A 22,875-nucleotide genomic window follows, 5' to 3' on the forward strand; every position below is an offset into this window, starting at 1 on the left:
GGGCGTTACTGACTGTCGCGACCAAGATTACCAGCGGCTCGCCGCTGGCCCTGTTGGCTGGGGCGGTCCGGCGGTAGGCTGGCGCGATGAAGCTCACCAAGTACACTCATGCGTGTGTCCGGCTGGAGAAGGACGGCGCAGTGCTCGTCGTCGACCCTGGTTCGTTTTCCGAGGTGGAGACCGCTGTGGCCGGGGCGCACGCAGTGCTCATCACTCACCAGCATGCCGATCATTTCGACGAGGAACGCCTGATGAAGGCGCTGCGGGAGGACGCCGCGCTGGTGGTGTACGCGCCGGCGTCGGTAGCCACGGTGCTTTCTGCGCGGCTCGACGACGAACCAGGCAGGGTACACACAACCGAGCCGGAGCAGCGCTACAGTATCGCCGGCTTCGAGGTGCAGACCTTCGGCGGCCAGCATGCGCTGATCCATCCGAGCATTCCCATGGTGGCGAACATCGGCTACTTCATCGACGGGTCGCTCTACCACCCGGGGGATTCTTTCGTCGTCCCGCATGGCGTCGACGTGTCAACGCTACTCGTTCCGGTGCATGCTCCCTGGTCCAAGACCGGCGAGGTGATCGATTTTGTGGCCTCCGTCAGGGCCGCCCGTGCCTTCCAGATCCACGATGCGCTCCTCAACGACGCCGGTCGGCAGCTCGTTGAGGGCCATGTCGCGCGCCTCGGCGGACTCTACGGTACCGAATTCCGCCATCTCGACCCGGGGGAGAGCGTGCTGCTTTAGGTCGTGGTGGAGCCTCTGGGGGACACCGTCACCGTGGCGACCTCCTCCAGCCGCGGCGAGAGGTGGTCGCCGTCGTCCACGACGCCGCGCTCCCACCAGAACCGCAGGCCGTCCGGGCCGTCCTGAAGACCCGCCAGATTGTTGTCGAACCATGGCCCCTTCAGGCCCGACCAGCGGAACGGCGGGTCGGGGACCTTGGCGGAGCGGGCCACCAGGGCTCCCACCGGGCTGGCGACGCCGTAGGACAGGATGGCGGTGAGGAAACGCATGGCTCGGGGGAGCGGGTTACGGATCGGTGAGCAGACCGCCTGGATGATGCGGCTGCCCGACGACCGCTGCACCTCGGAGACGTACGAGAAGTGCACGTCGCCGGAGAGGAAGGTGACAGTTTCGGGTGCGGGGCCGCGCTTGCCGTCCGCCACCTCGACGGCCATCCCGGCCACGGCCCTGAAGCTCCGCTGGAAGGCTCCCCAGTGCTCGAGGTCGACCGTGCGCCGCATCTTCTCGCCGATCCTCGCGCCGACCTTGCCCCAGGCGCCGTTGGAGAGCGCTTCGTTCCAGGCTTCGATGTGGTGCAGGCCGGTAGGCAGCAGGAACGGCAGCGAGGTGGCGATCAGCAGGTGCCGGAAGCCGCCCTGCAGCTGGCCGTCGAGCCACTCCAACTCCCGGTCATCAAGGATTGACCGCTTGTCAGGGTCGAGGACCCGGCCCGCCCGGGAATCGAGGACCACGAGCCGGACGCCGCCGATCTCGCGGCTGAAGCTCCACCGGTAGGTTGACGGCTCCTGATTGGTCCGGTCGGCGAACGTGTCCAGGGCGTCGCTGAGGTCCAGTTCGGTTTCGCCGGTGTGTGAGGCGACCAGCTGCCAGATCTCGTCCTGGGCGCGGTGTTCGGGTGAGAGGTTGCCCAGGTGCTGGTGCACCCAGTAGGAGGCCAGCCCCGAGACGATGCGGCCTTGCCACCAGGACGTCTTCTCCATGGCATGCTTCCATTTCAAGGATGTGTTCCAGTCGTCCCGAATGTCGTGGTCGTCGAAAATCATGGCGCTGGGCAGGGTGGAGAGCAGCCACCGGTTGGCGTCATCGGACCACGCCAGGTTGTACAGGTGGGCATACTCCTCGTAGTCCTTCAGCTCCTCGCCGGGTTCTTCCTCGATGTCCCGCCGGGCTTTGATGAAGTCCTGCATGGCGTCACTGGTGACGTCGGCGTACACCTGGTCGCCCAGGAATACCACCAGATCGGGCCAGGCCACCTCGTTGACCCCGGCCGCCAGATTGAGGGCGTAAGCGCGCATCGAGTCGACTCCATGCTTGCTGTTGCCGGCCTCGTCGTGCGGGACACTGGTCCGGCAGGAACCGAACGCCATCTTGATCGGCGTGTCGGGGGTCAGGGTGGCAATCATCGAGGGAGGATAGCTCGACCCCTCCCCGGGCCACACCCGAACACCGTCGATTGACACTGTGTACTCGGTGACGCTTCCCGGTTCCAGGCCGTCGGCCTCGACCAGAGCATAATGGTGGCCGTGGACCCCGAAGGTCCGGGCGGTCCAGGAGTGGCCGCCAGCGTCGACGGTCACCTGCGCAGCGTCTCGGGTTTCCACCCAGATACTGGCTGACGTCAGATCGACGTACCGCATCATTGGACCAAGTACAAGGGAATCAGTCATCACTCAGTTCTACCCGGTTCACGCCGCTGTCGCTATTCTGGCGGGTTCAGTCCTGCCAGGTTCCGGTGGCGAAGAACTCCTCCAGCAGTGCCGTGGAGGGCGCCGGATCGAGGCCCCGGGCGGCCAGCCAGGCATCGTCGTTGTACGAGCCAGCGTACCGCGTTCCTGCATCACACATCAGGGAGACGACACTGCCCCGTCGCCCGTCGGCGATCATTTTCGCTATCAGGGTCCAGACTCCCCACAGGTTCGTGCCGGTGGACGGGCCGGCGTGGAGGCCGGTGAGCTGGCGCAGGTGCCGCATCGCCGCCACCGATGCGGCGTCGGGCACCTGGATCATGTGGTCGATGACGCCGGGCACAAAGCTGGGTTCCAACCGTGGCCGTCCGATGCCCTCAATCCGGGAGGGGCTGCCCGCGACGGTGGTGCCGGGGGTTCGCCACGCCGGGTAGAAGGCTGAATTTTCCGGGTCAACGACGGCGAGGCGGGTGCTATGGCGGTGGTACCGGAGATAGCGGCCGATGGTTGCGCTGGTGCCGCCTGTTCCGGCGCCCACCACAATCCAGTCGGGGACCGGGTGTTGTTCCAGGGCCAGCTGGCCGTAGATCGATTCGGCAATGTTGTTGTTGCCGCGCCAGTCGGTGGCTCGTTCGGCGTACGTGAACTGGTCCATGTAGTGGCCGCCCGCCGTCGCCGCCAGGTCCGCAGCGGCGTCGTACACCTCGGAGGCGTGGTCAACGAAGTGGCAGGACCCATCGTACTGTTCGATCAGGTCAATCTTTTCCTTACTGGTGGTCCGGGTCATGACGGCGATGAACGGCAGGTCAAGGAGTTGGGCGAAATAGGCTTCCGAGACCGCTGTTGAACCGCTGGATGCCTCGACAATTGTCGTGTTTTCGGCGATCCAGCCGTTGACCAGGCCAAACAGGAACAGGGAGCGCGCCAGCCGGTGCTTGAGGCTGCCGGTGCGGTGGGTCGACTCGTCCTTGAGGAACAGCTCAACTCCCCAGTGCTCCGGCAGGGGAACTGCGTACAGGTGGGTGTCGGCCGACCGGTTGTTTTCGGCTTCAATCCGGCGGATGGCTTCGGCAGCCCAGGACCGGTCGGAGAGGGAGCTCAGGGTGTTCACTGGTTCAGCCTACCGGCCGGCGCTGCCCCGCCCTGAAGCTGTGTTTGGCGGCGGATTGGAGTACCGGCCCTGCCTGTGATGGACTGGTGCGCATAAGGCCCGGCAGTGTTGCCGGTCACATTCAAAAGGAGATCTTGATGAAGACTCTGATGGACGTGCAGGCCCTGCGGGACCGGATGACCTCCGGCCTGCAGACGGTCCTGCTGGATGTCCGCTGGTCGTTGGGCGATCCCCACGGCCACGGTCATTACCAATCAGCCCATATACCCGGCGCGGTGTACGTTGACCTCGAGGCTACCCTGAGTGGAGAGCCGTCAGCCCGGGAGGGCCGGCACCCGCTGCCCCACATCGACCGGTTGCAGGAAGCGGCCCGCCAGTGGGGTATCAACGACGGTGACGTGGTGGTGGCGTACGACAATTCGGGCAACACCTCAGCGGCCCGGCTCTGGTGGCTCTTGCGCTGGGCGGGAATGGAGTCGGTGCAGCTGCTCGATGGTGGGCTGGCTGCCTGGACCGGTGCCGGCTTCGAGACCGAGGGTGGTGAGGAACAGCACTGCCTCGGCGACGTGGAACTGGCTTCCGGGTCCATGACGGTCACCGACATTAGCGGTGTCCGGTCGATCGCCGGGCATGGCGTGCTACTCGATGCCCGTGCTGGCGAGAGATTCCGTGGTGAGGTGGAGCCGCTGGACCCGAAGGCGGGCCATATTCCCGGCGCGGTGAGTGCTCCGACCACCGAAAATCTCGCCCCGGATCAGCGCTTCAAACCTCCTGCTGAGCTCCGTGGACGCTTCAGGGCGCTGGGCGTCAGCGATGCCGTCGACGTCGCCGTGTACTGCGGGTCGGGCGTTACCGCCGCCCACCAGATCGCTGCCCTGGAGATTGCGGGCTATGCTGCCGCGCTTTACCCGGGGTCCTGGTCGCAGTGGTCGTCCCGGTCGGACCTGCCCGTCGCCACGGGCGCCTGACCTCAAAAACCGATCCCACGAAGTAGGGAGTTTTCGCATGAGTACCTTGTTCACGAAGATTATCGACGGCGACATTCCGGGGCGATTCATCTGGAAGGACGACGACGTCGTCGCGTTCCTCACCATCGCCCCGCTCACCGACGGGCACACCCTGGTGCTGCCGCGCCGGGAAGTGGCGCACTGGGTGGAGGCGGAACCGGAGCTGCTGAGCAAGGTGATGGCAGTGGCGCAGACGATCGCCAAGGCGCAGACAGTCGCATTCGCCCCGAAGCGGGTGGGCGTGCTGATGGAGGGCTACGAGGTGCCGCACCTGCACGTTCATGTCTGGCCAACGCAAAGCGCGAAAGACTTCGACGTGCACGCCGTCGATCACCACCCCGATCCGGCCACGCTGGACGCCAACGCTGACGCACTGCGGGATGCGCTGCGGGCGGCGGGGCACGGGGTGTACGTTCCCGACGCTGGCTAACCCGGAAACCGTTAGCCTTGGCGCCGCTAAACCGCGGAGCCGACCCCGGTCCGCTGCGCGGCCATCGCCTCGCCGATGGCCGCCCGGATCCGCTTCTCCGACACGGTGTAGGCGGTGCCCAGGTCTTGGGCGAACAGACTGATTCTCAGCTCCTCAAGCATCCAGCGCACCCTTAGTAGGGCGGGAGGGGTTTTCGGGCCGCCGGGTCTGAGGGCGGCGACGGCGTCGTCGTACTCGTCTTCAAGGCGCTGGACGACGGCGGTGCCGAGCGAATCGCGCTGGACGTTTCCGGCCAGCTTCGCGAGGCGCGTCTCGATTCCCGCCAGATAGCGGGGCAGGTGGCTCAGCTGGGCGTACCCGGTCTTCGCCACGAAGCCGGGGTAGACCAGTTGTTCCAGCTGGCTTCTGACATCGTTCAGGGCGGTGATCAGGGCCAGGCTGGTGGCGCCCTTGAGGAGTTTCTCGACCCTGCGGGTGCTGGAGAGGATCTTCTCGACCGTGGCCGTGACAGTGAACACGGTGTCGATGAGTTCTGCGCGGACCGTTTCGTAGAGTGAGTTGAACTCCGCCTCGGTCCACGGCAGGGCTTCGGGCGTCAGCTTGTCGACGGCGGCGAGCGTGCAGTCCTCGATCAATCCTGCGACGCTGCCGTGCGGGTTCTGGCTGAACGTGAGCTTCTCGGCGTTGCTGAGGTGCTCAAGGACGTATTTGGCGGGGCTGGGTACGCGCACGGCGAGAAGTCTGATGATCCCGTCGCGCATGGCGGCGCCCTGCTCGGCGGGATTGGGGAACACGGCGAGCCCTGCGGTGGCGCCCTCATCGGTCAGCGCCGGATAGCCGGTCACCGTGTGTCCGTTCACCAGTCGGGTCACTTGGCGGGGGATGTCGCCGACGGTCCACGCTGTGAGGCTGGAGCGTTCGGTGATCCCGATGTCCACCGGGCTGTCCGGCTGGGATTTCGCCGGCGGGGACGTCGCTGCCGACGAAGCCTGAGCGGGTTCCCTCGCTGGCCGGGTGGTGGCCGGCGTGGCGCCGAGCGACTCGGCGATGGCTCGGCGTGTTTGGGGGGCGAGCCTCTCCTGGAGGACCAGCAGATCGGTGCCCTCATCGAGGATCTGCCCTTTTCCGTCAACCACCTGGAAGCTCATCAGCAGGTGCTCGGGCAGGGTGCCGCGGTTCCACGCCCCCGGCGCGATGATGTGTCCCTTCATCCGGCGTAGCACCAGCTCAAGGGACTGCTCAAGATCGTCGCTCGTCGGGTCGAAGTCGGTATTCAGTGCGGCGACGGCACTGCGGGCCACATCGGGGGCGGGAATGAAATTTTTGCGGACCTGTTTGGGTAGCGACTTGATCAGGGCGGTCACCAGTTCCACCCGCAGCCCGGGGATCTGCCAGTGGAATGGTCTGGCGTCGAGCTGGTTCAGGAACACTACCGGTATCGCGACCGTGACGCCGTCGGACGCGCCCTGCACACCGGGGGAGAACTCGTAGCTCAGGGGGAGTTCGAAGCTACCCTGGTGCCAGGTCTTCGGGAACGCCGATTCGTCCAGGTCACTGTTCTCAGCGAGCAGGTCGCCCGGTAAGAAGTCGAGCAGGTCGGGCTGCCGGTGGCGGGTCTCCTTCCACCATGAGTCGAAGTGCCGTTCGGACACCACCTCGGGGCCCACCCGCGTGTCGTAGAACTCGAAGAGGGTCTCGTCGTCGACCATCAGGTCGCGGCGCCGCAGCCGGTTCTCCAGCTCCTCGATCTCAGCAAGGCGCGCCTTGTTGCGATGGAAGAATTTGTGGTGCGTTGTCCAGTCGCCCTCCACCAGGGCATGCCTGATGAACAATTCCCGGGCTAGTTCACGATCAATTCGGCCGTAGTTGATTCGACGCTGCGGGATGATCGGCACGCCGTAGAGGGTGACCTTCTCGTGGGCCATGACGGCGCCCATCTTGCGGGACCAGTGTGGCTCGCTGTAGCTGCGCTTCACCAGGTGCGGCGCCACCTCCTCGGCCCATAGCGGATCGAACTTCGCCGCGACCCGCGCCCAGAGCCTCGACGTCTCCACCAGTTCGGCAGCCATCACCCAGTCCGGGGATTTTTTGAACAGGGCGCTACCGGGGAAAACGGCGAAGCGGGTGCCGCGCGCTCCGGTGTACTCGCGCTTGCGCTGGTCGTAGAGCCCGATGTGGCTGAGTAGCCCGGCGAGCAGGCTGATGTGGATGGCTGTGTCGTTGCCGACGGGATCCACCGGGTCGGGGGAGAGAGTGATGCCCAGCGGTTTGGCGAGCTGCCGGAGCTGCGCGAAGAGATCCTGCCATTCGCGGACCCGCAGGTAGTTGATGAACTCGTTGCGGCACAGCTTGCGGAACTGGGTAGAGGAAAGCTCTTTCTGTTGTTCTTGCAGATACCGCCACAGGTTCAGATATCCGGTGAAATCCGAGTTCTCATCGAGGAACCGCTTGTGCATCGCCGTGGCCGTCTGGAGCTTCGCGCCCTGATCGGCCTGCGGTCGCTCCCGCGGATCCTGGATGGTGAGGGCCGCGGCGAGCACCATCACTTCCTTGGCGCAGCCGCGCTGCCCCGCCTCGACGATCATGCGGCCCAGTCGGGGGTCCACCGGGAGTTGGGCGAGTTTGCGGCCAACCGGCGAGATCCCACCTGAGGGCTCCAACGCGCCGAGCTCCTTCAGGAGGGTCACGCCGTCGTTGATGGCCTTGGAGTCCGGCGGCTCGACGAAGGGGAAGTCGGCGACGTCCTTGGGTCCACGGGTGACCCCCATGGCGGTCATCTGCAGGATCACCGCGGCCAGGTTGGTGCGCAGAATCTCCGGGTCGGTGAACGGGCGGCGGGCCTCGAAGTCCTCCTGGGAGTAGAGGCGGATGGCGATGCCGTCCGAGACCCTGCCGCAGCGGCCGGAGCGTTGGTTGGCCGAAGCCTGGGAGACGCGCTCGATCGGTAGCCGCTGCACCTTGGTGCGATGCGAATACCGTGAAATACGGGCGGTGCCGGTGTCGATGACGTACTTGATACCGGGGACGGTGAGCGAGGTTTCGGCGACGTTCGTGGCGAGGATGATGCGCCGGCCCGGTCCGGACGGTCGGAACACCCGGTGCTGCTCCTGGAGGGACAGCCGGGCGAACAGCGGCAGGATGTCGGTGCCCTTCAGACGGGGATTGACCTGGACCCGGGCGCGGAGGGCATCGGCCGCGTCGCGGATTTCGCGCTCGCCGGAAAAGAACACCAGAATGTCGCCGGGGGCTTCCCTGGCCAGTTCGTCGACGGCGTCGCAGACGGCGTCCAGCGGGTCGCGGTCTTCCTCCTGGTCGCCCGGGTCGGCGGTGTCGTCGGCCTCGCCGGCCGGCTGGCTCAGGGGGCGGTACCGGATCTCCACCGGGTAGGTGCGGCCCGAAACCTCGATGATCGGCGCCGGCTGCTTGACGGTTACTGCCTCGTCGGCGGCGAAGTGTGCGGCGAAGCGTTCGGGGTCGATGGTGGCCGAGGTGATGATGAGCTTCAGGTCGGGCCGCTGCGGCAGGATCCGTTTCAGGTATCCGAGGATGAAGTCGATGTTCAGGCTGCGCTCGTGGGCCTCATCGATGATGATGGTGCTGTACTTATTCAGCAACCGATCGTGCTGGATTTCCGCCAGCAGGATGCCGTCAGTCATCAGCTTGATCTTGGTGCTGCGGCTGACCTCGCCGGTGAACCGCACCTGGAAGCCGACTTCGGCGCCCACCTTGACGTCCAGCTCCTCGGCGATGCGCTCGGCCACCGTGCGGGCGGCGAGACGGCGGGGCTGGGTGTGGCCGATCAAGCCCCTGTCGGCAAGTCCCAGCTCCACGCACATCTTCGGAATCTGGGTGGTCTTACCGGACCCGGTTTCGCCAGCGATAATCGTCACCTGGTTGGCGGCGATGGCAGCCATAATGTCGGCGCGGCGCTCGGAAACCGGGAGTTCAGGGGGATAGGAAATAGTCAGTGCCATGGTTGGTACCAATTCTAGGCGGTAGGACTATCACCGGCTGCCCGGGTGAGTCGTTCCGCTGCCATCCGGGCCCGTTCACGCATCAGCGGCGGCTCAAGAATCTCGAATTCGAGGTCCAGTGCCACCAGATGCATCAGCGGCCAGTCGAGGGAGTCAAAGCCCGCCCGCATGAGCGTATGCGCATCGCCGTCGCTCTGTAGTTCCGCGGTGTCCGGCGACACTTTCTGCGAGACGTCGCTGATGTTCCCCGTGAGCCGGACGACGACGTCGTACGTGTACGGCGAACGCGTAATCGATTGCTGCACGTACAGGGCCAGATCCCGGGCAGGGAGAGGGCGGGGAGTGAACCGGACCCGCTGGGCTGGAACGCTCTGGCAGCGGTCCACGCGGAACGTCCGCCAGTCCTCGCGGGTGGCGTCCCAAGCCACCAGATACCACCGCCTGCCGGTGTCAACGAGCCGGTAGGGTTCGACGATCCGTCGAGAGGATTTCCCATCCTGGCGGGCATACCTGAAGACGACGGTGCGGCGTTCAGTGATCGCGGCGGACAGGGCGGTGAGAATCTCCGGCCGGACGGGGGTGCTGACGGCCGCCATCCGGGTGACTGCGCTGCGCAGCCCCGCGAACCGGGGACGAAGCCGGCTGGGGAGCACCTGCTCCAGTTTGGTCAGCGCCCGCACGGATGCCTCCCCGATCCCGGCGACGGGGCTTGCCGTGACGGCGCTCAGGCCGAGGGCGACGGCGAGCGCCTCGTCGTCGTCAAGCAGGAGGGGAGGCAGTTGCGCGCCGGCGCCGAGCTGATAACCGCCGGCCACCCCCGGAGATGCATGGATGGGATAGCCAAGCGTGCGGAGCTTGCCGATGTCCCGCCGAACGGTGCGCTCAGTGACTTCCATGCGGCCCGCAAGCGCGGAACCGGTCCATTCGCGGCGTAGCTGAAGCAGGGAGAGTAGCTGGAGCAGTCGTGCCGAGGTTTCCAACATGTCACCAAGCTACTCCTCGATGAGGTCAGGAGCTGTCCTGAATCGCTTCTATGCTGGGCACATGGACATCAAGGACGAACTCATGAGGCAGCTGCAGTGGCACTGGGAGGAGCAGGCGCGCCCGCGGCTGGTGGGCCTCACCGACGACGAATATTTGTGGGAACCGGTGGCTGGCTGCTGGAGTTTGCGCCCACGCGGCGCCGGAACCGCGGCCCGGCAGTTGGGTGGCGGCGACCTCACCCTTGACTTCGAGTATCCGGAGCCGGTGCCGGCGCCGGTGACCACCATTGCCTGGCGGCTGGGTCACCTGATGGTGGGAGTGCTCGGAGCGCGGGTGGAATACCACTTCGGCGGTGAGCCGATTGACTATGAAACGTTTGACTTTCCCGGAACTGCGGCCGGGGCGCTGGAGCGGCTGGATGGGTTGTACTCCCAGTGGATGGCCGGCGTCGCGTCGCTTGATGCTGCCGGGCTGGACCGGCCCGTCGGACCGGCGGAGCACGATTTCGCGGCGGCGCCGATGGGATCCCTCATTCTCCACATCAACCGGGAAATGATCCATCACCTGGCCGAGATTGCCCTCCTGAGGGACCTCTACACCCGGCGGACGGTTGGGATTCCGCTCGGTTAACGCAGTCAACCCCCAGATTTCATTGAAATCCGGGGGTTGTGCTGTGCCCTCGATAGGATTCGAACCTACGACCTTCTGCGCCGGAGGCAGACGCTCTATCCCCTGAGCTACGAAGGCGGAAAACCGGTTAGACCGGCCCCGAATTGGGACTCACTGAGCTTATCAGGGAAGCGCCCCTTGACGAAAACCGCCACGGACCCGTCCTGTGAGGTAGCTGTGCCCGGGGGCTGTTGCGTCACAGAAACTGCCGCGGCGGCGCGCCCCGTTATGCTGGACGGGTGACTCCTGAAGAACTCTCTGCTGCCATTTCCTCATGCCTGAAAGACGCGGTCGCCGCTGGCGACTTCGACGTCGACCTTCCGTCGGAGGTGCGGGTTGAGCGACCCAGGAGCCGGGAACACGGGGACTGGGCCACCAACATCGCACTCCAGCTCTCCAAACAGGCTGGGATGAACCCCCGCGAGTTCGCCCAGATTCTCAGCAGCCGCCTGGAGCAGCTCGACGGCGTCACGAGCGTCGCGATCGCCGGCCCGGGTTTTTTGAATATCACCCTCGATGCCGCCGCCGCCGGTGAACTGGCGCGCTCCATTGTTGAAGCCGGCCCCGCCTTCGGTACGAGCGCCCTCATGGCTGGCACCAAAATCAACCTCGAATTTGTGTCGGCGAACCCCACCGGCCCCATCCACCTGGGTGGCACCCGCTGGGCAGCCGTCGGCGACGCGCTGGCCCGGCTGTTCCAGTCCCAGGGTGCCGACGTGACCCGCGAGTACTACTTCAACGACCACGGCGCCCAGGTCGAACGCTTCGCACGGTCCCTCTGGGCCAGCGCCAAGGGCGAACCGTCGCCCGAGGACGGCTACGGCGGCGCCTACATTGATGACATCGCCTCCCGCGTCCTGATCCTCGACCCAGCGATCCTTGAGCTCGACCAGGCCGAATCGGTTGAGCGCTTCCGCGAACTCGGCGTCGATCTGATGTTCGGTGACATCAAGAAGTCCCTGCACGACTTCGGCGTGGACTTTGACGTCTACTTTCACGAGCATTCCCTCTTCCAGGATGGCTTTGTCGAGGGCCTGCTGGAGAAGTTGAAAACCTCAGGGAACCTGTTCCTTGAAGACGGCGCGTGGTGGCTGCGGTCCACCGAGTTCGGCGACGACAAGGACAGGGTGGTCATCAAGTCCGACGGTGCCCCCGCCTACATTGCCGGCGACATCGGCTACTTCGTGAACAAACGCCGCCGCGGCTTCGACCTGAATATCATCATGCTCGGCGCCGACCACCACGGCTACGTGGCCCGGCTGAAGGCCGCCGCCGCGGCACTCGGGGATGACCCGGACACCGTCGAGGTCCTCATCGGCCAGATGGTCAACCTGATGAGGGATGGTGTCCCGGTGCGGATGTCCAAGCGGGCCGGAACCGTCGTCACGCTGGAGGACCTGGTCGACGCCGTCGGGGTCGACGCCGCCCGCTACACCCTTGCCCGCTTCTCGGCCGATTCCAACATCGACATCGACCTTGACCTGTTGACCCGGCGCACCAACGACAACCCGGTCTTCTACGTCCAATATGCCCACGCCAGGACCCACGCAGTGGAGCGCAACGCGGCCGCAGCAGGGGTGGAGACCAGCGCTTTCGACGCCTCGGAGCTCAGCCACGCCACCGAGGGTGAACTACTGGCAGCGCTCGGCCAGTTCCCCGGCATGGTGGCGCAGGCCGCGGCCTTCCGCGAACCACACCGCGTCGCCCGCCACATCGAGGTCATCGCCGGCACGTACCACCGCTGGTATGACGCCTGCCGGATCGCGCCGCTCGGCGGTGAGCCGGTCACCGACCTGCACCGCACCCGGCTGTGGCTCAACAACGCCACCCAGCAGGTCCTTGCCAACGGCCTGGGCCTGCTCGGTGTCTCGGCACCGGAGCGGATGTGAGCGGGACGAAGGCTTCGCCGCTGGCTCCTGGCTGGCTGAGCTACCCCGACGACGTCAACCGGCTGAACAGCGACCTGTGGGCGCGCGACGTCGACCGTCATCGCGACGAGTTGAGAATCAGCGGTCTGCACGTCAGTGACCTCGCTGAGCGGTTCGGCACGCCCCTGTTTGTCGTGTCCGAGGAGGACTTTCGAACCCGTGCCCGGAGCTTCAGGGACGCGTTCAACGCTGCCTTCGCGGACCTGTGTGGAGGAGTGGACGTCTACTACGCAGGCAAATCTTTCCTCTGCACCGAAATAGCCCACTGGGTGGCCGAAGAAGGACTGCGCCTCGACACCTGTTCCGGCGGGGAGCTCGCGATCGCCATGCGCGCCGGAATCCCCGGCGAACATCTCGGGCTGCACGGGAACAACAAATCCGACGCGGAGCTGGGCCGGGCGCTCGACCTGAACCTGGGTCGCATCGTGGTGGACAGCCTCCCCGAACTGGAACGGGTCGCTGCCCTTGCTGCCGCCCGCGGCACTACAGCGAACGTGATGCTCCGGCTCACCCCAGGCGTCCACGCCTCGACCCACGAGTTCATTGCGACCGCCCACGAGGACCAGAAGTTCGGGCTTTCCCTGGCCGACGGCAACGCCTCACCCGCTGCCCAGGCCGTCGCCGCGGCGCTCCAGCACCGGTCGGTCAACCTGCTGGGCGTCCACTGCCACATCGGGTCGCAGATCTTCGAGTCCGAAGGCTTTGAACTTGCCGCCCGCCGGCTGTTGGTCTTCCTGGCACAGGTTCGTGATGGTCACGGCGTTGAACTCCCCGAACTGGACCTCGGCGGCGGCTACGGCATCGCCTACACCGAGACAGACAAGCCGCGCCCGCCGGCAGAGATCGCCGCGGCGATGGCCGCCGTCGTCCGCTCGACCTGCGCCGAGCTCGGACTGAGCGTCCCGCGGATCTCCATTGAACCGGGCCGGGCGATCGTTGGATCATCGACCTTCAGCCTGTACACGGCCGGGACCACCAAAACGGTTCAGGTCGACGTCGACGGTGCTGAAACCCAACCCCGCCGATATGTGTCGGTGGACGGCGGGATGAGCGATAACCCCCGGCCGGTCCTCTACGACGCTGACTATTCGGCGGTGCTGGCATCACGCGTCTCGGCTGCCACCCCCGTACTGTCGCGGGTGGTGGGAAAGCACTGCGAAAGCGGCGACATCGTGGTCAGGGATGTCTACCTCCCCGAGGATACCGACGCGGGTGACCTTGTTGCCGTTCCCGGCACCGGCGCCTACTGCTGGGCGCTCTCGAGTAACTACAACTGGGTGGCCCGGCCACCCGTGGTCGCCGTCCGGGACGGCCGCGCACGACTGATTGTGCGCGGCGAAACCGAGGACGACCTGCTGGCACGCGACATCCCCCGCACCACCAACTGATTGCAGGAGCGACACCATTTCACCTGATACAGCCTCGAACACCGGCGCCATGTCCACACTGAGGGTCGCCCTGCTGGGCTGCGGCAACGTGGGGTCACAAGTGGCACGGATCCTCCTTGAGGACGCCGAGGCGCTCGCAGCCCGCACCGGGGCACGCCTGGAACTGACCGGCATCGCCGTGCGCACCATCGATGCACCCCGCGACGTCGATCTGCCGCGGGAGCTCTTCACCACCGACGCGGACTCCCTGGTTGAAGACGCCGACATCGTGATTGAGCTGATGGGCGGGATCGAACCCGCCCGATCGCTGATCCTGCGCTCCATCGACCATGGAGCAACAGTGATCAGCGGCAACAAGGCGCTGTTGGCGCTGGACGGCCCCACCCTCTACGAGAAGGCCGACGCCGCAAAGGTCCAGCTCTCCTACGAGGCGGCGGTGGCGGGCGCCATCCCCATCCTGCGCCCGATCAGGGACAGTCTGTCCGGCGATCGCATCACCCGGGTCCTTGGCATCGTCAACGGCACCACCAACTTCATCCTCGACCAGATGGACACCACCGGCGCCCAGTTCGACGACGCCCTGGCCGAAGCGCAGCGCCTGGGTTACGCGGAGGCGGATCCCACCGCCGACGTCGAAGGTCACGACGCCGCCGCGAAGGGCGCCATCCTCGCGTCGCTGTCCTTCCACACCCGCTTCGCGCTGGAGGATGTCTACTGCGAAGGCATCACCAAGGTCACCGCTGCGGATATCGTAGCGGCCAAGGATGCCGGGTTCGTGATCAAGCTGCTGGCCATCGCCGAGCTGCTGCCGCGGGAGAACGCCGACGGCGCGGGCACCGAGGGCGTCAGCGTCAGGGTCCACCCCACCCTGCTGCCACGCGATCATCCCTTGGCCGCGGTCCACGGTGCGTTCAACGCCGTGTTCATCGAGGCCGAGAACGCCGGCGAACTGATGTTCTACGGCCAGGGCGCTGGCGGCACACCCACCGCCTCGGCGGTGCTGGGCGACGTCGTCAGCGCCGCGCGCCGCATGGTGCTCGGCGGGCCCGGCCGCACCGAAACGACCACCGGCCATGTCCCGTCGATGAGTATCGACGCCGTGCGGACCAGCTATTCGATCGGACTTGATGTGGCCGATCAGCCGGGTGTCCTTGCGCGGATCGCGCAGCTGTTCGCTGAGCAGGGCGTGTCGATCGAGACTCTGCGCCAAAGCATTCACCCCTCCGACACTCCGGGCCAGGCCACAGCGGAACTGCGCATCGTGACGCACCGTGCCACCGAGGCGGCCCTTGCCGCGACAGTTGAACAGATCCAGGATCTCGCCGTCATCAATTCGGTGACGAGTGTCCTCCGAGTGGAAGGGGCCTAAGTGGCTCACCAATGGCGCGGCGTTATCCGCGAATACGCCGACCGGCTGCCCGTTTCGGACACCACGGAGATCATCACCCTGGGGGAGGGCGGGACACCACTGGTCCATGCGACGGCGTTGTCCGAACTTACCGGGTCGGAGGTCTACCTCAAGGTGGAAGGGATGAACCCCACCGGGTCCTTCAAGGACCGGGGGATGACCATGGCCATCACCGCTGCCATCGAGTCGGGGGCGAAGGCAGTGGTCTGCGCCTCCACGGGTAACACGTCAGCGTCCGCCGCTGCCTATGCCACCAAGGCGGGCATTACCTGCGCCGTGCTGGTCCCGGAGGGCAAAATCTCTCTGGGCAAGCTCAGCCAGGCGATCGCTCACGGTGCCGAACTGCTGCAGGTCAACGGCAACTTCGACAACTGTCTCGACGTCGCACGGAAGCTGGCCGAGGCGTACCCGGTCTTCCTGGTCAACTCAGTGAACCCGGCCCGCATCGAGGGCCAGAAGACCGCGGCCTTCGAGGTGGTCGACGTCCTGGGGGACGCGCCTGATTACCACCTGCTGCCCGTCGGAAACGCAGGCAATATCACCGCCTACTGGAAGGGTTATCGGGAATACTCCGAGCCGTACACCAACCCGCACGGTCCCGACGGCGGCGCCGTGCTCCCGCCGGTGGCCACCAGGCGCCCGGTGATGTGGGGCTTCCAGGCCGAAGGCGCCTCGCCGCTGGTCAAGGGCCACCCGGTGAGCGAACCCGACACCATTGCGACGGCAATCAGGATCGGCAACCCGGCGTCCTGGGACCAGGCCATCGCGGCCCGGGACGAATCCGGCGGGCTGATTGAAGCAGTCACCGACGACGAAATTCTTGACGCGCACCGCTGGCTGTCGGCACGCGAAGGCGTTTTCGTCGAGCCGGCGTCGGCAGCCGGGGTGGCGGGGCTTCTGAAAAAGCATGCCGCAGGGTTGGCGCCGGTCGGCAAGACCATCGTGATCACTGTGACGGGCCATGGCCTCAAGGACCCGCAGTGGGCGTTAAAGGCTGCCGACGGGTCCGACGTTGAGCCCACTACAGTGGATTTCGACGTCGTCAGTGTCGCCACGGCGCTGGGCCTTGAAGGCACAGCCGGTGAGTGACCTGGTGCCCCCCGCGGAGATCAGCCGGCTGACCAGTGGGAGCCGGATGGTTGCCACTGGTCAGGAGGCAACCATCCGGGTGCCCGCCACCAGCGCCAACCTGGGCCCTGGCTTCGACACCCTGGGCCTCTCGGTGTCACTATTCGACACGGTCAGGGTGAGGACCACCACGAGCGGCATCGTCACCGTGCGGGTCACCGGCGAGGGAGCCGATGACCTCCCGACTGACGAAACCCACCTGGTGGCACGCACGCTGCTGGATACGCTCGAACGCTCAGGGTTCGGCTGCCCGGGGCTTGAACTCGAAACACAGAACCTCATCCCGCATGGCAGGGGACTGGGTTCCTCCGCGGCAGCGATTGTCTCTGCGGTCCTGGCAGCCAACTTCCTGCTGCCCGACACCGATCGGATGGATCCGGCGGGGCTACTGCAGCTGTGCTCCACCCTCGAGGGTCACCCTGACAACGTCGCGCCCGCCCTGCTGGGCTCGCTGGCTATCTCCTGGGAGACGGGCAGGGTCTTTCACAGCGCCAGTGTTCCGGTGCACCCCTCGATCATCCCCGTCGCGGCGATTCCGGCCACCGGTCTGTCGACCGAGACGGCACGTGCCCTCCTTCCTGCCTCGGTCGCCCATTCGAGCGCTGCCTCGAATGCCGGTCGCGCCGCGCTGCTGGTCCATGCGCTGTCCAGGAAGCCGGAATTCCTGCTGGACGCCACGCAGGACGCGCTGCATCAGGACTATCGGGCCCAGGTGATGCTGCCCAGCGCCACGCTGATGCGCCAACTCCGAGCGCAGGGCTATCCGGCGGTCATCTCGGGTGCCGGTCCAACCGTGATGACCCTTGCTGTCGGCGAGCAGCAGGCGGCGGCTGTTGAGCGGCTGATCGCGGAGCTGACTACTGCTCCCGGGCAGGATCAGGACTGGCGCGTCCTTCGTCTGGCCGTAGAGCCGGACGGCGCCACCCTCCAGCCTGCGCACCGCTAGCGCTCGGACGGTGCCTCGACATAGGGCGCGACGGCGAGGCTAAGCCAGTCCCATAGGTCCTGTTGCCTCGACGCGTAGAGAGTGGTGGACGCAGCCTGCGCCAGCCTCCCAATCTCCAGGTATCCGCCGGAAACTGTAGCGTGCGCATCGCTGAGGGCGAGAGCGACGGCATGCCGCGCCGTGGTCATAGGGCGTGCCGCGCCTGGGAGGATACTCATGGCGGGCATGAGATGTTTCCACACCCAGTACCGATACCCGGGCATGTCTTTGCCCAATCCGGTGCCGGGAACAAGTCCTGGATCATAGGTATTGAGCCGCTGCCCCTCCTTTGCGAGCCGTGCAGCCCAAACGTGGGAGAGCGTAACGAGAGCGAGTTTGCTTGTCGCGTAGGCGACGCCACCCTGCTCCCGCTCAAGCGAAGGGCGGGTGTCTTCCGCCGACGGCTGGGTCGCGGTGGCCATCAGGTGGGGTTTTTGCCAGTGCGGATCGGGCACAAGGTTGAAGGATTCGCGTTTGCCACGATGGGTGGTCGATCCCAGCAGCACCGTGTGACCCGCAGCGGCAAGTAATGGCTGGAGTCCAAGGAGCAGTAAATGTTGGGCAATCACGTTGATAGTGAACGTCAGCTCATACCCTTGCGCGCCGGTGTGCCGACGGTCGCTGAACTGTGTTCCAGCATTAAGGATTGCAGCGTCGATCGGTGGGATGCCTCCCGAGCGGACCAAGGCTGCCACCTGGTCCGTAGCGCGCCGGACGCTGTCAAAGTCGGCAAGGTCGACCGGAATGCTGCGGGCGGTGAGACCGGCACTGCGCACTTTGGCGGCGGCTTCCTTCAGCGCCGGACCATCCCTCGATAGGAGGAGGATCACGGGCCGGGTTGGATGTGACTTGAGGTGGTTGAGCATGGCTGCACCGATCCCGCTGGTAGGACCGGTCAGTAGAACCACTGGAGAAGTGATGTCAGAAACTGCCATAACCTCATGGTAGGTGATGTCAGTTTATGACACAAGGGTAGGGTGGGTGAATGCCCCGCTGGCCCGAAGATTCCCGACGTCGCCTGGTCGACGCCGCACTTGTCCTCTTCGACAGGGATGGGTACACGGCGACGACTGTCGACGACATTGCCGCTCGGGCAGGAGTGACTGCACGTACCTTCTTTCGGTATTTTCCGGACAAAGACGAGGTCTTGTTTGCCGACGACGACGAGCTCCTACCCTTGATGCTCGATACCATTGCGGCTTCCACGGGGCCGGTGTCAGCCGGGACGCTGATGGATCAGGTGCTGGTGAGTTTGGCTCAGACGGTAGAGCCGGCGCGGGTTTCGTTGCGGCGTCGACAGCAGATCATTGATTCAGAGCTGTCCTTGACCGGAAGGGAATTGGCCAAGCAGGCCCGCTGGCAAAAGGAGATAGCAGCGGCGCTGGTCTCACGGGGATTTGAGACGACTGCCTCCGCGGTGTTGTCATCGATAGGGTTTGCTCTCTTCCGGAGCCAGATGTTGGAGTGGTTGGAGGTCGAGGATGGTCTAAGCCTTGCTGATCGGGTGAAGATTGCACTCCCGAAAGTGAGGACCGTGCTCGATGAATCCACCGACCGGTGAGGATCGGAAGCCGATGACCCCCTTCGCTACCGCGCGAAGTGCTGCGTCGCCGGCGTGTTCATCGGGTAGACGGGACCTTTGAGGGTGCTAAACTGGTGGTGCACCAACGGAATGAACCGTAACCTGCTGATTTGGCCGTCATTTCCTTTTGGACCGCCGCAAAGCTGCACGGTTTTCAGCAGTCGCGTCACCTCCGGTGTAACCTCCCAGAACTAAAAAGCACCAGCGGTTTGAAGATAAACCGAAGTCTGCTTACTTCCGAAGGTTCCAAGCACACACGGCCAGGCCGGACTCTTCCGGCAGGACCGAACCCTATCCGCCCAGTTCGTCTACGGCGGAGGGGCTAACCAAACGCGGTCCACATCAGAGTTGGACCGCCCGACGAGGGGGAAGGATCCTTCGTGACTGAAACCACTGACCTGTTATCAGGTGTGGATACATCAAACGCCGGCGCAGCCGACGCTCCCGCTTCCAAAAGCTCCGGCCTTGCCGGACTGAAGCTAGCCCAGCTCCAGGCTCTTGCCGGACAGCTTGGTATCACCGGCGGATCCAGAATGCGCAAAGGCGACCTGGTCTCAGCCATCTCCGATCATCAGCGTGGTTCAGCGGTTGCCGACCGCCCCAAAGACGCCGCACCGGCCGAGGGAAACGGAGCTGCCCCGGCGGACTCCGGCCAGTCGAACGGTTCCACCCGGTCATCAGGCCGCCCAGCAAGCAGCGATGCTGAGACTCCGCAGGGCAGCGAGGACACTGCACCGGAGCAGACCGAACGTCCATCGCGCACCCGGAACCGGAACCGGCGCGCCGGCTCCGACGGCGTCGTGAGCCTGCCCGCTGCTGACACGCAGTCGGAGTCGACTGACGCGCCCACTGGCGACGAGTCCCGGGACAATGACAGCCCAGGCAATGACAGCCGGGACAACGACAGTCGGGACAACGGCGGTCGTGAAAACAGCAGCGAGCGGTCCCGTGGCCGCGCACCCCGAGAAAACCGACGTGGCCGTCGTGGCGAAGAACGCTCCGACGCCGCAGCGAACGAATCCCCGGAGGCGGTCTCGTCTGACGATTCCTCACGCGGCGGCGATCGAGCCAACCAAGGAGCGGGAGATTCAACCACTGAGTCCTCCGAGCAGAATGAGTCGAACAGTCGTAACGATCGCGGCGGTCGCGGTCGCAACGAGAACCGGACCGAGAACAGCCGGAGCGAGAACACCGACAACCGGAATAACGACAACCGGGACGATGACAGCCGCGGACGCAACCGCAACCGCCGTAACCGCAACTCCCGCGATGACAACGGCAGTACCAACGGGAATGACCGCGGGAATGATCGTGGAAACGACCGCGGGAATGATCGTGGCAATGACCGCAGCAACGGGAACGACCGCGGCAGCCGGTTCCGTGACCGCAACGACCGGAACGACCGTCGGCGTAACCGTAGCCAGAACCCTGAGGTCGATGACGTCGAGGTCACCGAGGACGACGTTCTGCTGCCGGTCGCGGGCATCCTGGACGTCCTCGAAAACTATGCGTTCGTCAGGACCTCCGGCTACCTGCCCGGCCCCAACGACGTCTACGTTTCCCTGGCACAGGTCAAGAAGCATAATCTGCGTAAGGGCGACGCAGTGGTGGGTGCCATCCGCGCTCCCCGCGACGGGGAGAACCAGAACAACACCCGCCAAAAGTTCAACGCGCTGATCCGCGTGACCTCGGTCAATGGCAAGCCAGCCGAGGAACTCAAGGACCGGGTGGAGTTCGCCAAGCTGGTTCCGCTGTACCCAACCGAGCGCCTGCGCCTCGAAACCGAGGCCAAGAAGATCGGCCCCCGCGTTATCGACCTGGTGGCGCCCATCGGCAAGGGCCAGCGTGGCCTGATCGTCTCCCCGCCGAAGGCTGGCAAGACGCTCATCCTGCAGGCCATCGCCAACGCGATCACCATCAACAATCCTGAGGTCCACCTCATGATGGTGCTGGTCGACGAACGCCCCGAGGAAGTCACCGACATGCAGCGCACGGTCAAGGGTGAGGTCATTGCCTCCACCTTCGACCGTCCGGCCGATGACCACACCACTGTCGCCGAACTCTCGATCGAACGCGCCAAGCGCCTCGTCGAGATGGGAATGGACGTGGTGGTGCTCCTCGATTCGATGACCCGCCTGGGCCGTGCCTACAACCTGGCGGCGCCGGCCTCGGGACGTATCCTTTCCGGTGGTGTTGACTCGGCAGCGCTCTACCCGCCGAAGCGCTTCTTCGGTGCAGCACGCAACATCGAGAACGGTGGCTCGCTCACCATTCTCGCCACCGCACTCGTCGAGACCGGATCCAAAATGGACGAGGTCATCTTCGAGGAGTTCAAGGGCACCGGCAACATGGAGCTCCGCCTGTCCCGGAACCTCGCTGACAAGCGGATCTTCCCAGCGGTGGACGTCAACGCGTCAGGTACCCGTCGCGAAGAGAAGCTGCTCTCCCCGGACGAGGTCAAGATCATGTGGAAGCTGCGCCGGGTCCTTTCCGGACTGGGCGAACAGCAGTCCCTTGAGCTGCTCACCAACAAGATCCGGGAAACCCAGTCAAACGTCGAGTTCCTGATGCAGGTGCAGAAGACCACGCTGGGTTCCAAGAACGACGACGACTAGCAAACCACCCGCCGCCCACGCCCTACCGGTCCGCCGGACGGTGCGTGGGCGGCTGTGCTTAACCCATCGAGTCAACAGAAATGACGGGCAAACCACCCAATATCGGTCATATCTGTTGAATGGAATTCGTGTGAAAGAGGTATTTCCCTGATGTTTGAGTCGATCCAGAACCTGCTCGACGAGCACGCCGAGCTGCAGCTACGGCTCTCCGACCCGGCAGTGCACTCCGATCAGGTGCTGGCCCGCAAGCTCGGCCGCAGGTACGCCGAGTTGAGCGGTATTGTCGACGCGCACACCAAGTGGGAAGCGCTCAAGGACGACCTGGAAGCAGCTCAGGAAATGGCTGATGACCCCGAGTTCGCCGCCGAAGTCCCGGTGCTGGAGGAACAGCTCGCCACCGCCCAGGAACGGCTACGCCGGCTGCTGATCCCGCGCGACCCCAACGATAGCCGCGACGTCATCATTGAGGTCAAGGGCGGCGAAGGCGGCGATGAGGCAGCGCTGTTCGCCGGGGACCTGTTGCGCATGTACACCCGTTACGCAGAGTCGCGCGGTTGGAAGACCGAGATCATCTCGGCCAACGAGTCAGACCTCGGCGGGTACAAGGACGTCCAGATGGCGATCAAAAGCTCCTCCAACGAGCCGGGGGAGGGTGTCTACGCCCGTCTCAAGTTCGAAGGAGGTGTGCACCGGGTCCAGCGGGTCCCGGTCACCGAATCGCAGGGCAGGATCCACACGTCAGCGGCTGGGGTTCTCATCCTTCCAGAGGTCGACGAACCCGAGGAAGTGGAGATCAGCCAGAACGATCTCAAGATCGACGTCTACCGCTCCTCAGGCCCCGGCGGCCAGTCAGTGAACACCACCGACTCCGCGGTGCGGATCACCCACCTCCCGACCGGCATTGTGGTGGCCATGCAGAACGAAAAGTCGCAGCTGCAGAACCGCGAAGCGGGCATGCGGGTGCTCCGATCCCGTATCCTCGCCCACCAACAGGCACTGATCGACGCAGCGAACTCCGATATCCGCAAGTCGCAGATCCGTACCATGGACCGCTCCGAGCGCATCCGTACCTATAATTACCCCGAAAACCGCGTCGCCGATCACCGCACCGGCTACAAGGCCTACAACCTTGACGCAGTGATGAACGGCGACCTCGAAGCGGTGGTCCAGGCGGGCATCGAAATGGACGAGCAGTCCCGGTTGGATGCGATCGGCGAGGACGACTGAACGAGCACACG

Annotated in this window: 17 protein-coding genes and 1 tRNA gene; 12 read left to right on the forward strand and 6 right to left on the reverse strand. The window is 65.2% G+C overall.

Annotation, left to right across the window (positions count from 1 at the left end; genetic code table 11):
• Positions 1 to 86 precede the first annotated feature (86 nt).
• Positions 87 to 743, forward strand: a complete 657-nt coding sequence (locus ACX80G_RS03640; protein ID WP_459305655.1) for an MBL fold metallo-hydrolase — start codon at positions 87 to 89, stop codon at positions 741 to 743.
• On the opposite strand, the gene ACX80G_RS03645 is transcribed toward ACX80G_RS03640, so the two are convergent.
• Both ACX80G_RS03645 and ACX80G_RS03650 read right to left on the reverse strand, forming a co-directional pair.
• A complete protein-coding gene (locus ACX80G_RS03645; protein ID WP_459305656.1) occupies positions 740 to 2,410 on the reverse strand; it encodes an alkaline phosphatase D family protein in 1,671 nt (556 codons plus the stop codon). The two genes, ACX80G_RS03640 and ACX80G_RS03645, sit on opposite strands and share 4 nt — an antisense overlap.
• A 46-nt stretch (positions 2,411 to 2,456) precedes the next feature.
• Entirely contained in the window at positions 2,457 to 3,539 is a 1,083-nt protein-coding gene (locus ACX80G_RS03650) for a PLP-dependent cysteine synthase family protein (protein ID WP_459305657.1), read from the reverse strand.
• A 137-nt stretch (positions 3,540 to 3,676) separates the two neighbouring features.
• On the opposite strand from ACX80G_RS03650, the gene ACX80G_RS03655 reads away from it, so the two are divergent.
• Together ACX80G_RS03655 and ACX80G_RS03660 are read left to right on the forward strand one after the other, a co-directional pair.
• Positions 3,677 to 4,507 (forward strand): sulfurtransferase, encoded by an 831-nt coding sequence (locus ACX80G_RS03655; protein ID WP_459305659.1) that lies wholly within the window; start codon positions 3,677 to 3,679, stop codon positions 4,505 to 4,507.
• A gap of 37 nt (positions 4,508 to 4,544) precedes the next feature.
• Entirely contained in the window at positions 4,545 to 4,976 is a 432-nt protein-coding gene (locus tag ACX80G_RS03660; protein WP_459305661.1) for an HIT family protein, read from the forward strand.
• 26 nt (positions 4,977 to 5,002) lie between these two features.
• On the opposite strand, the gene hrpA is transcribed toward ACX80G_RS03660, so the two are convergent.
• Complete coding sequence (gene hrpA, locus ACX80G_RS03665) at positions 5,003 to 8,950, reverse strand: ATP-dependent RNA helicase HrpA (protein WP_459305662.1); 3,948 nt, start codon at positions 8,948 to 8,950, stop codon at positions 5,003 to 5,005.
• 14 nt (positions 8,951 to 8,964) lie between these two features.
• A complete protein-coding gene (locus ACX80G_RS03670) occupies positions 8,965 to 9,933 on the reverse strand; it encodes a helix-turn-helix transcriptional regulator (RefSeq protein ID WP_459305663.1) in 969 nt (322 codons plus the stop codon).
• 61 nt (positions 9,934 to 9,994) lie between these two features.
• On the opposite strand from ACX80G_RS03670, the gene ACX80G_RS03675 reads away from it, so the two are divergent.
• Positions 9,995 to 10,564: a DinB family protein gene (locus ACX80G_RS03675; RefSeq protein WP_459305665.1), complete on the forward strand. Its 570-nt coding sequence runs from the start codon at positions 9,995 to 9,997 to the stop codon at positions 10,562 to 10,564.
• A gap of 44 nt (positions 10,565 to 10,608) precedes the next feature.
• On the opposite strand, the gene ACX80G_RS03680 is transcribed toward ACX80G_RS03675, so the two are convergent.
• Positions 10,609 to 10,681: transfer RNA gene (locus ACX80G_RS03680), tRNA-Arg, on the reverse strand.
• Positions 10,682 to 10,842: 161 nt separating this feature from the next.
• On the opposite strand from ACX80G_RS03680, the gene argS reads away from it, so the two are divergent.
• The 5 genes from argS to thrB are packed head-to-tail and all read left to right on the forward strand — an operon-like array spanning position 10,843 to position 17,401.
• Positions 10,843 to 12,492, forward strand: a complete 1,650-nt coding sequence (gene argS / locus ACX80G_RS03685; protein WP_459305667.1) for an arginine--tRNA ligase — start codon at positions 10,843 to 10,845, stop codon at positions 12,490 to 12,492.
• On the forward strand, positions 12,489 to 13,919 hold the full coding sequence (gene lysA / locus ACX80G_RS03690) for a diaminopimelate decarboxylase (RefSeq protein ID WP_459305669.1): 1,431 nt from the start codon (positions 12,489 to 12,491) through the stop codon (positions 13,917 to 13,919). Before argS ends, lysA begins: the two co-directional genes overlap by 4 nt.
• A 49-nt stretch (positions 13,920 to 13,968) precedes the next feature.
• Positions 13,969 to 15,288 (forward strand): homoserine dehydrogenase, encoded by a 1,320-nt coding sequence (locus ACX80G_RS03695; protein ID WP_459305671.1) that lies wholly within the window; start codon positions 13,969 to 13,971, stop codon positions 15,286 to 15,288.
• Positions 15,289 to 16,416, forward strand: coding sequence for a threonine synthase (gene thrC / locus ACX80G_RS03700; protein ID WP_459305673.1), 1,128 nt, complete (start codon positions 15,289 to 15,291; stop codon positions 16,414 to 16,416). It abuts the gene before it with no gap.
• Between the two features lie 46 nt (positions 16,417 to 16,462).
• On the forward strand, positions 16,463 to 17,401 hold the full coding sequence (gene thrB, locus ACX80G_RS03705; RefSeq protein WP_459305730.1) for a homoserine kinase: 939 nt from the start codon (positions 16,463 to 16,465) through the stop codon (positions 17,399 to 17,401).
• Here thrB and ACX80G_RS03710 read toward each other — a convergent pair.
• Positions 17,398 to 18,375 carry an SDR family NAD(P)-dependent oxidoreductase gene (locus tag ACX80G_RS03710; protein ID WP_459305674.1) on the reverse strand — a complete coding sequence of 326 codons (978 nt, stop codon included), beginning with the start codon at positions 18,373 to 18,375 and terminating at the stop codon, positions 17,398 to 17,400. The genes thrB and ACX80G_RS03710 overlap by 4 nt on opposite strands.
• Before the next feature lie 50 nt (positions 18,376 to 18,425).
• Between ACX80G_RS03710 and ACX80G_RS03715 the strand changes: the two genes are divergently transcribed.
• The 3 genes from ACX80G_RS03715 to prfA all read left to right on the forward strand — a co-directional run bounded on the left by ACX80G_RS03715 (position 18,426) and on the right by prfA (position 22,864).
• On the forward strand, positions 18,426 to 19,001 hold the full coding sequence (locus tag ACX80G_RS03715; RefSeq protein WP_459305676.1) for a TetR family transcriptional regulator: 576 nt from the start codon (positions 18,426 to 18,428) through the stop codon (positions 18,999 to 19,001).
• A gap of 401 nt (positions 19,002 to 19,402) precedes the next feature.
• The gene (gene rho, locus ACX80G_RS03720; RefSeq protein ID WP_459305678.1) at positions 19,403 to 21,637 is read left to right on the forward strand and encodes a transcription termination factor Rho; all 2,235 of its coding nucleotides are present in this window, start codon (positions 19,403 to 19,405) and stop codon (positions 21,635 to 21,637) included.
• A gap of 150 nt (positions 21,638 to 21,787) precedes the next feature.
• Positions 21,788 to 22,864: a peptide chain release factor 1 gene (gene prfA, locus ACX80G_RS03725; RefSeq protein ID WP_459305680.1), complete on the forward strand. Its 1,077-nt coding sequence runs from the start codon at positions 21,788 to 21,790 to the stop codon at positions 22,862 to 22,864.
• Positions 22,865 to 22,875 lie beyond the last annotated feature (11 nt).

This window comes from Arthrobacter glycogeni (genome assembly GCF_054510815.1).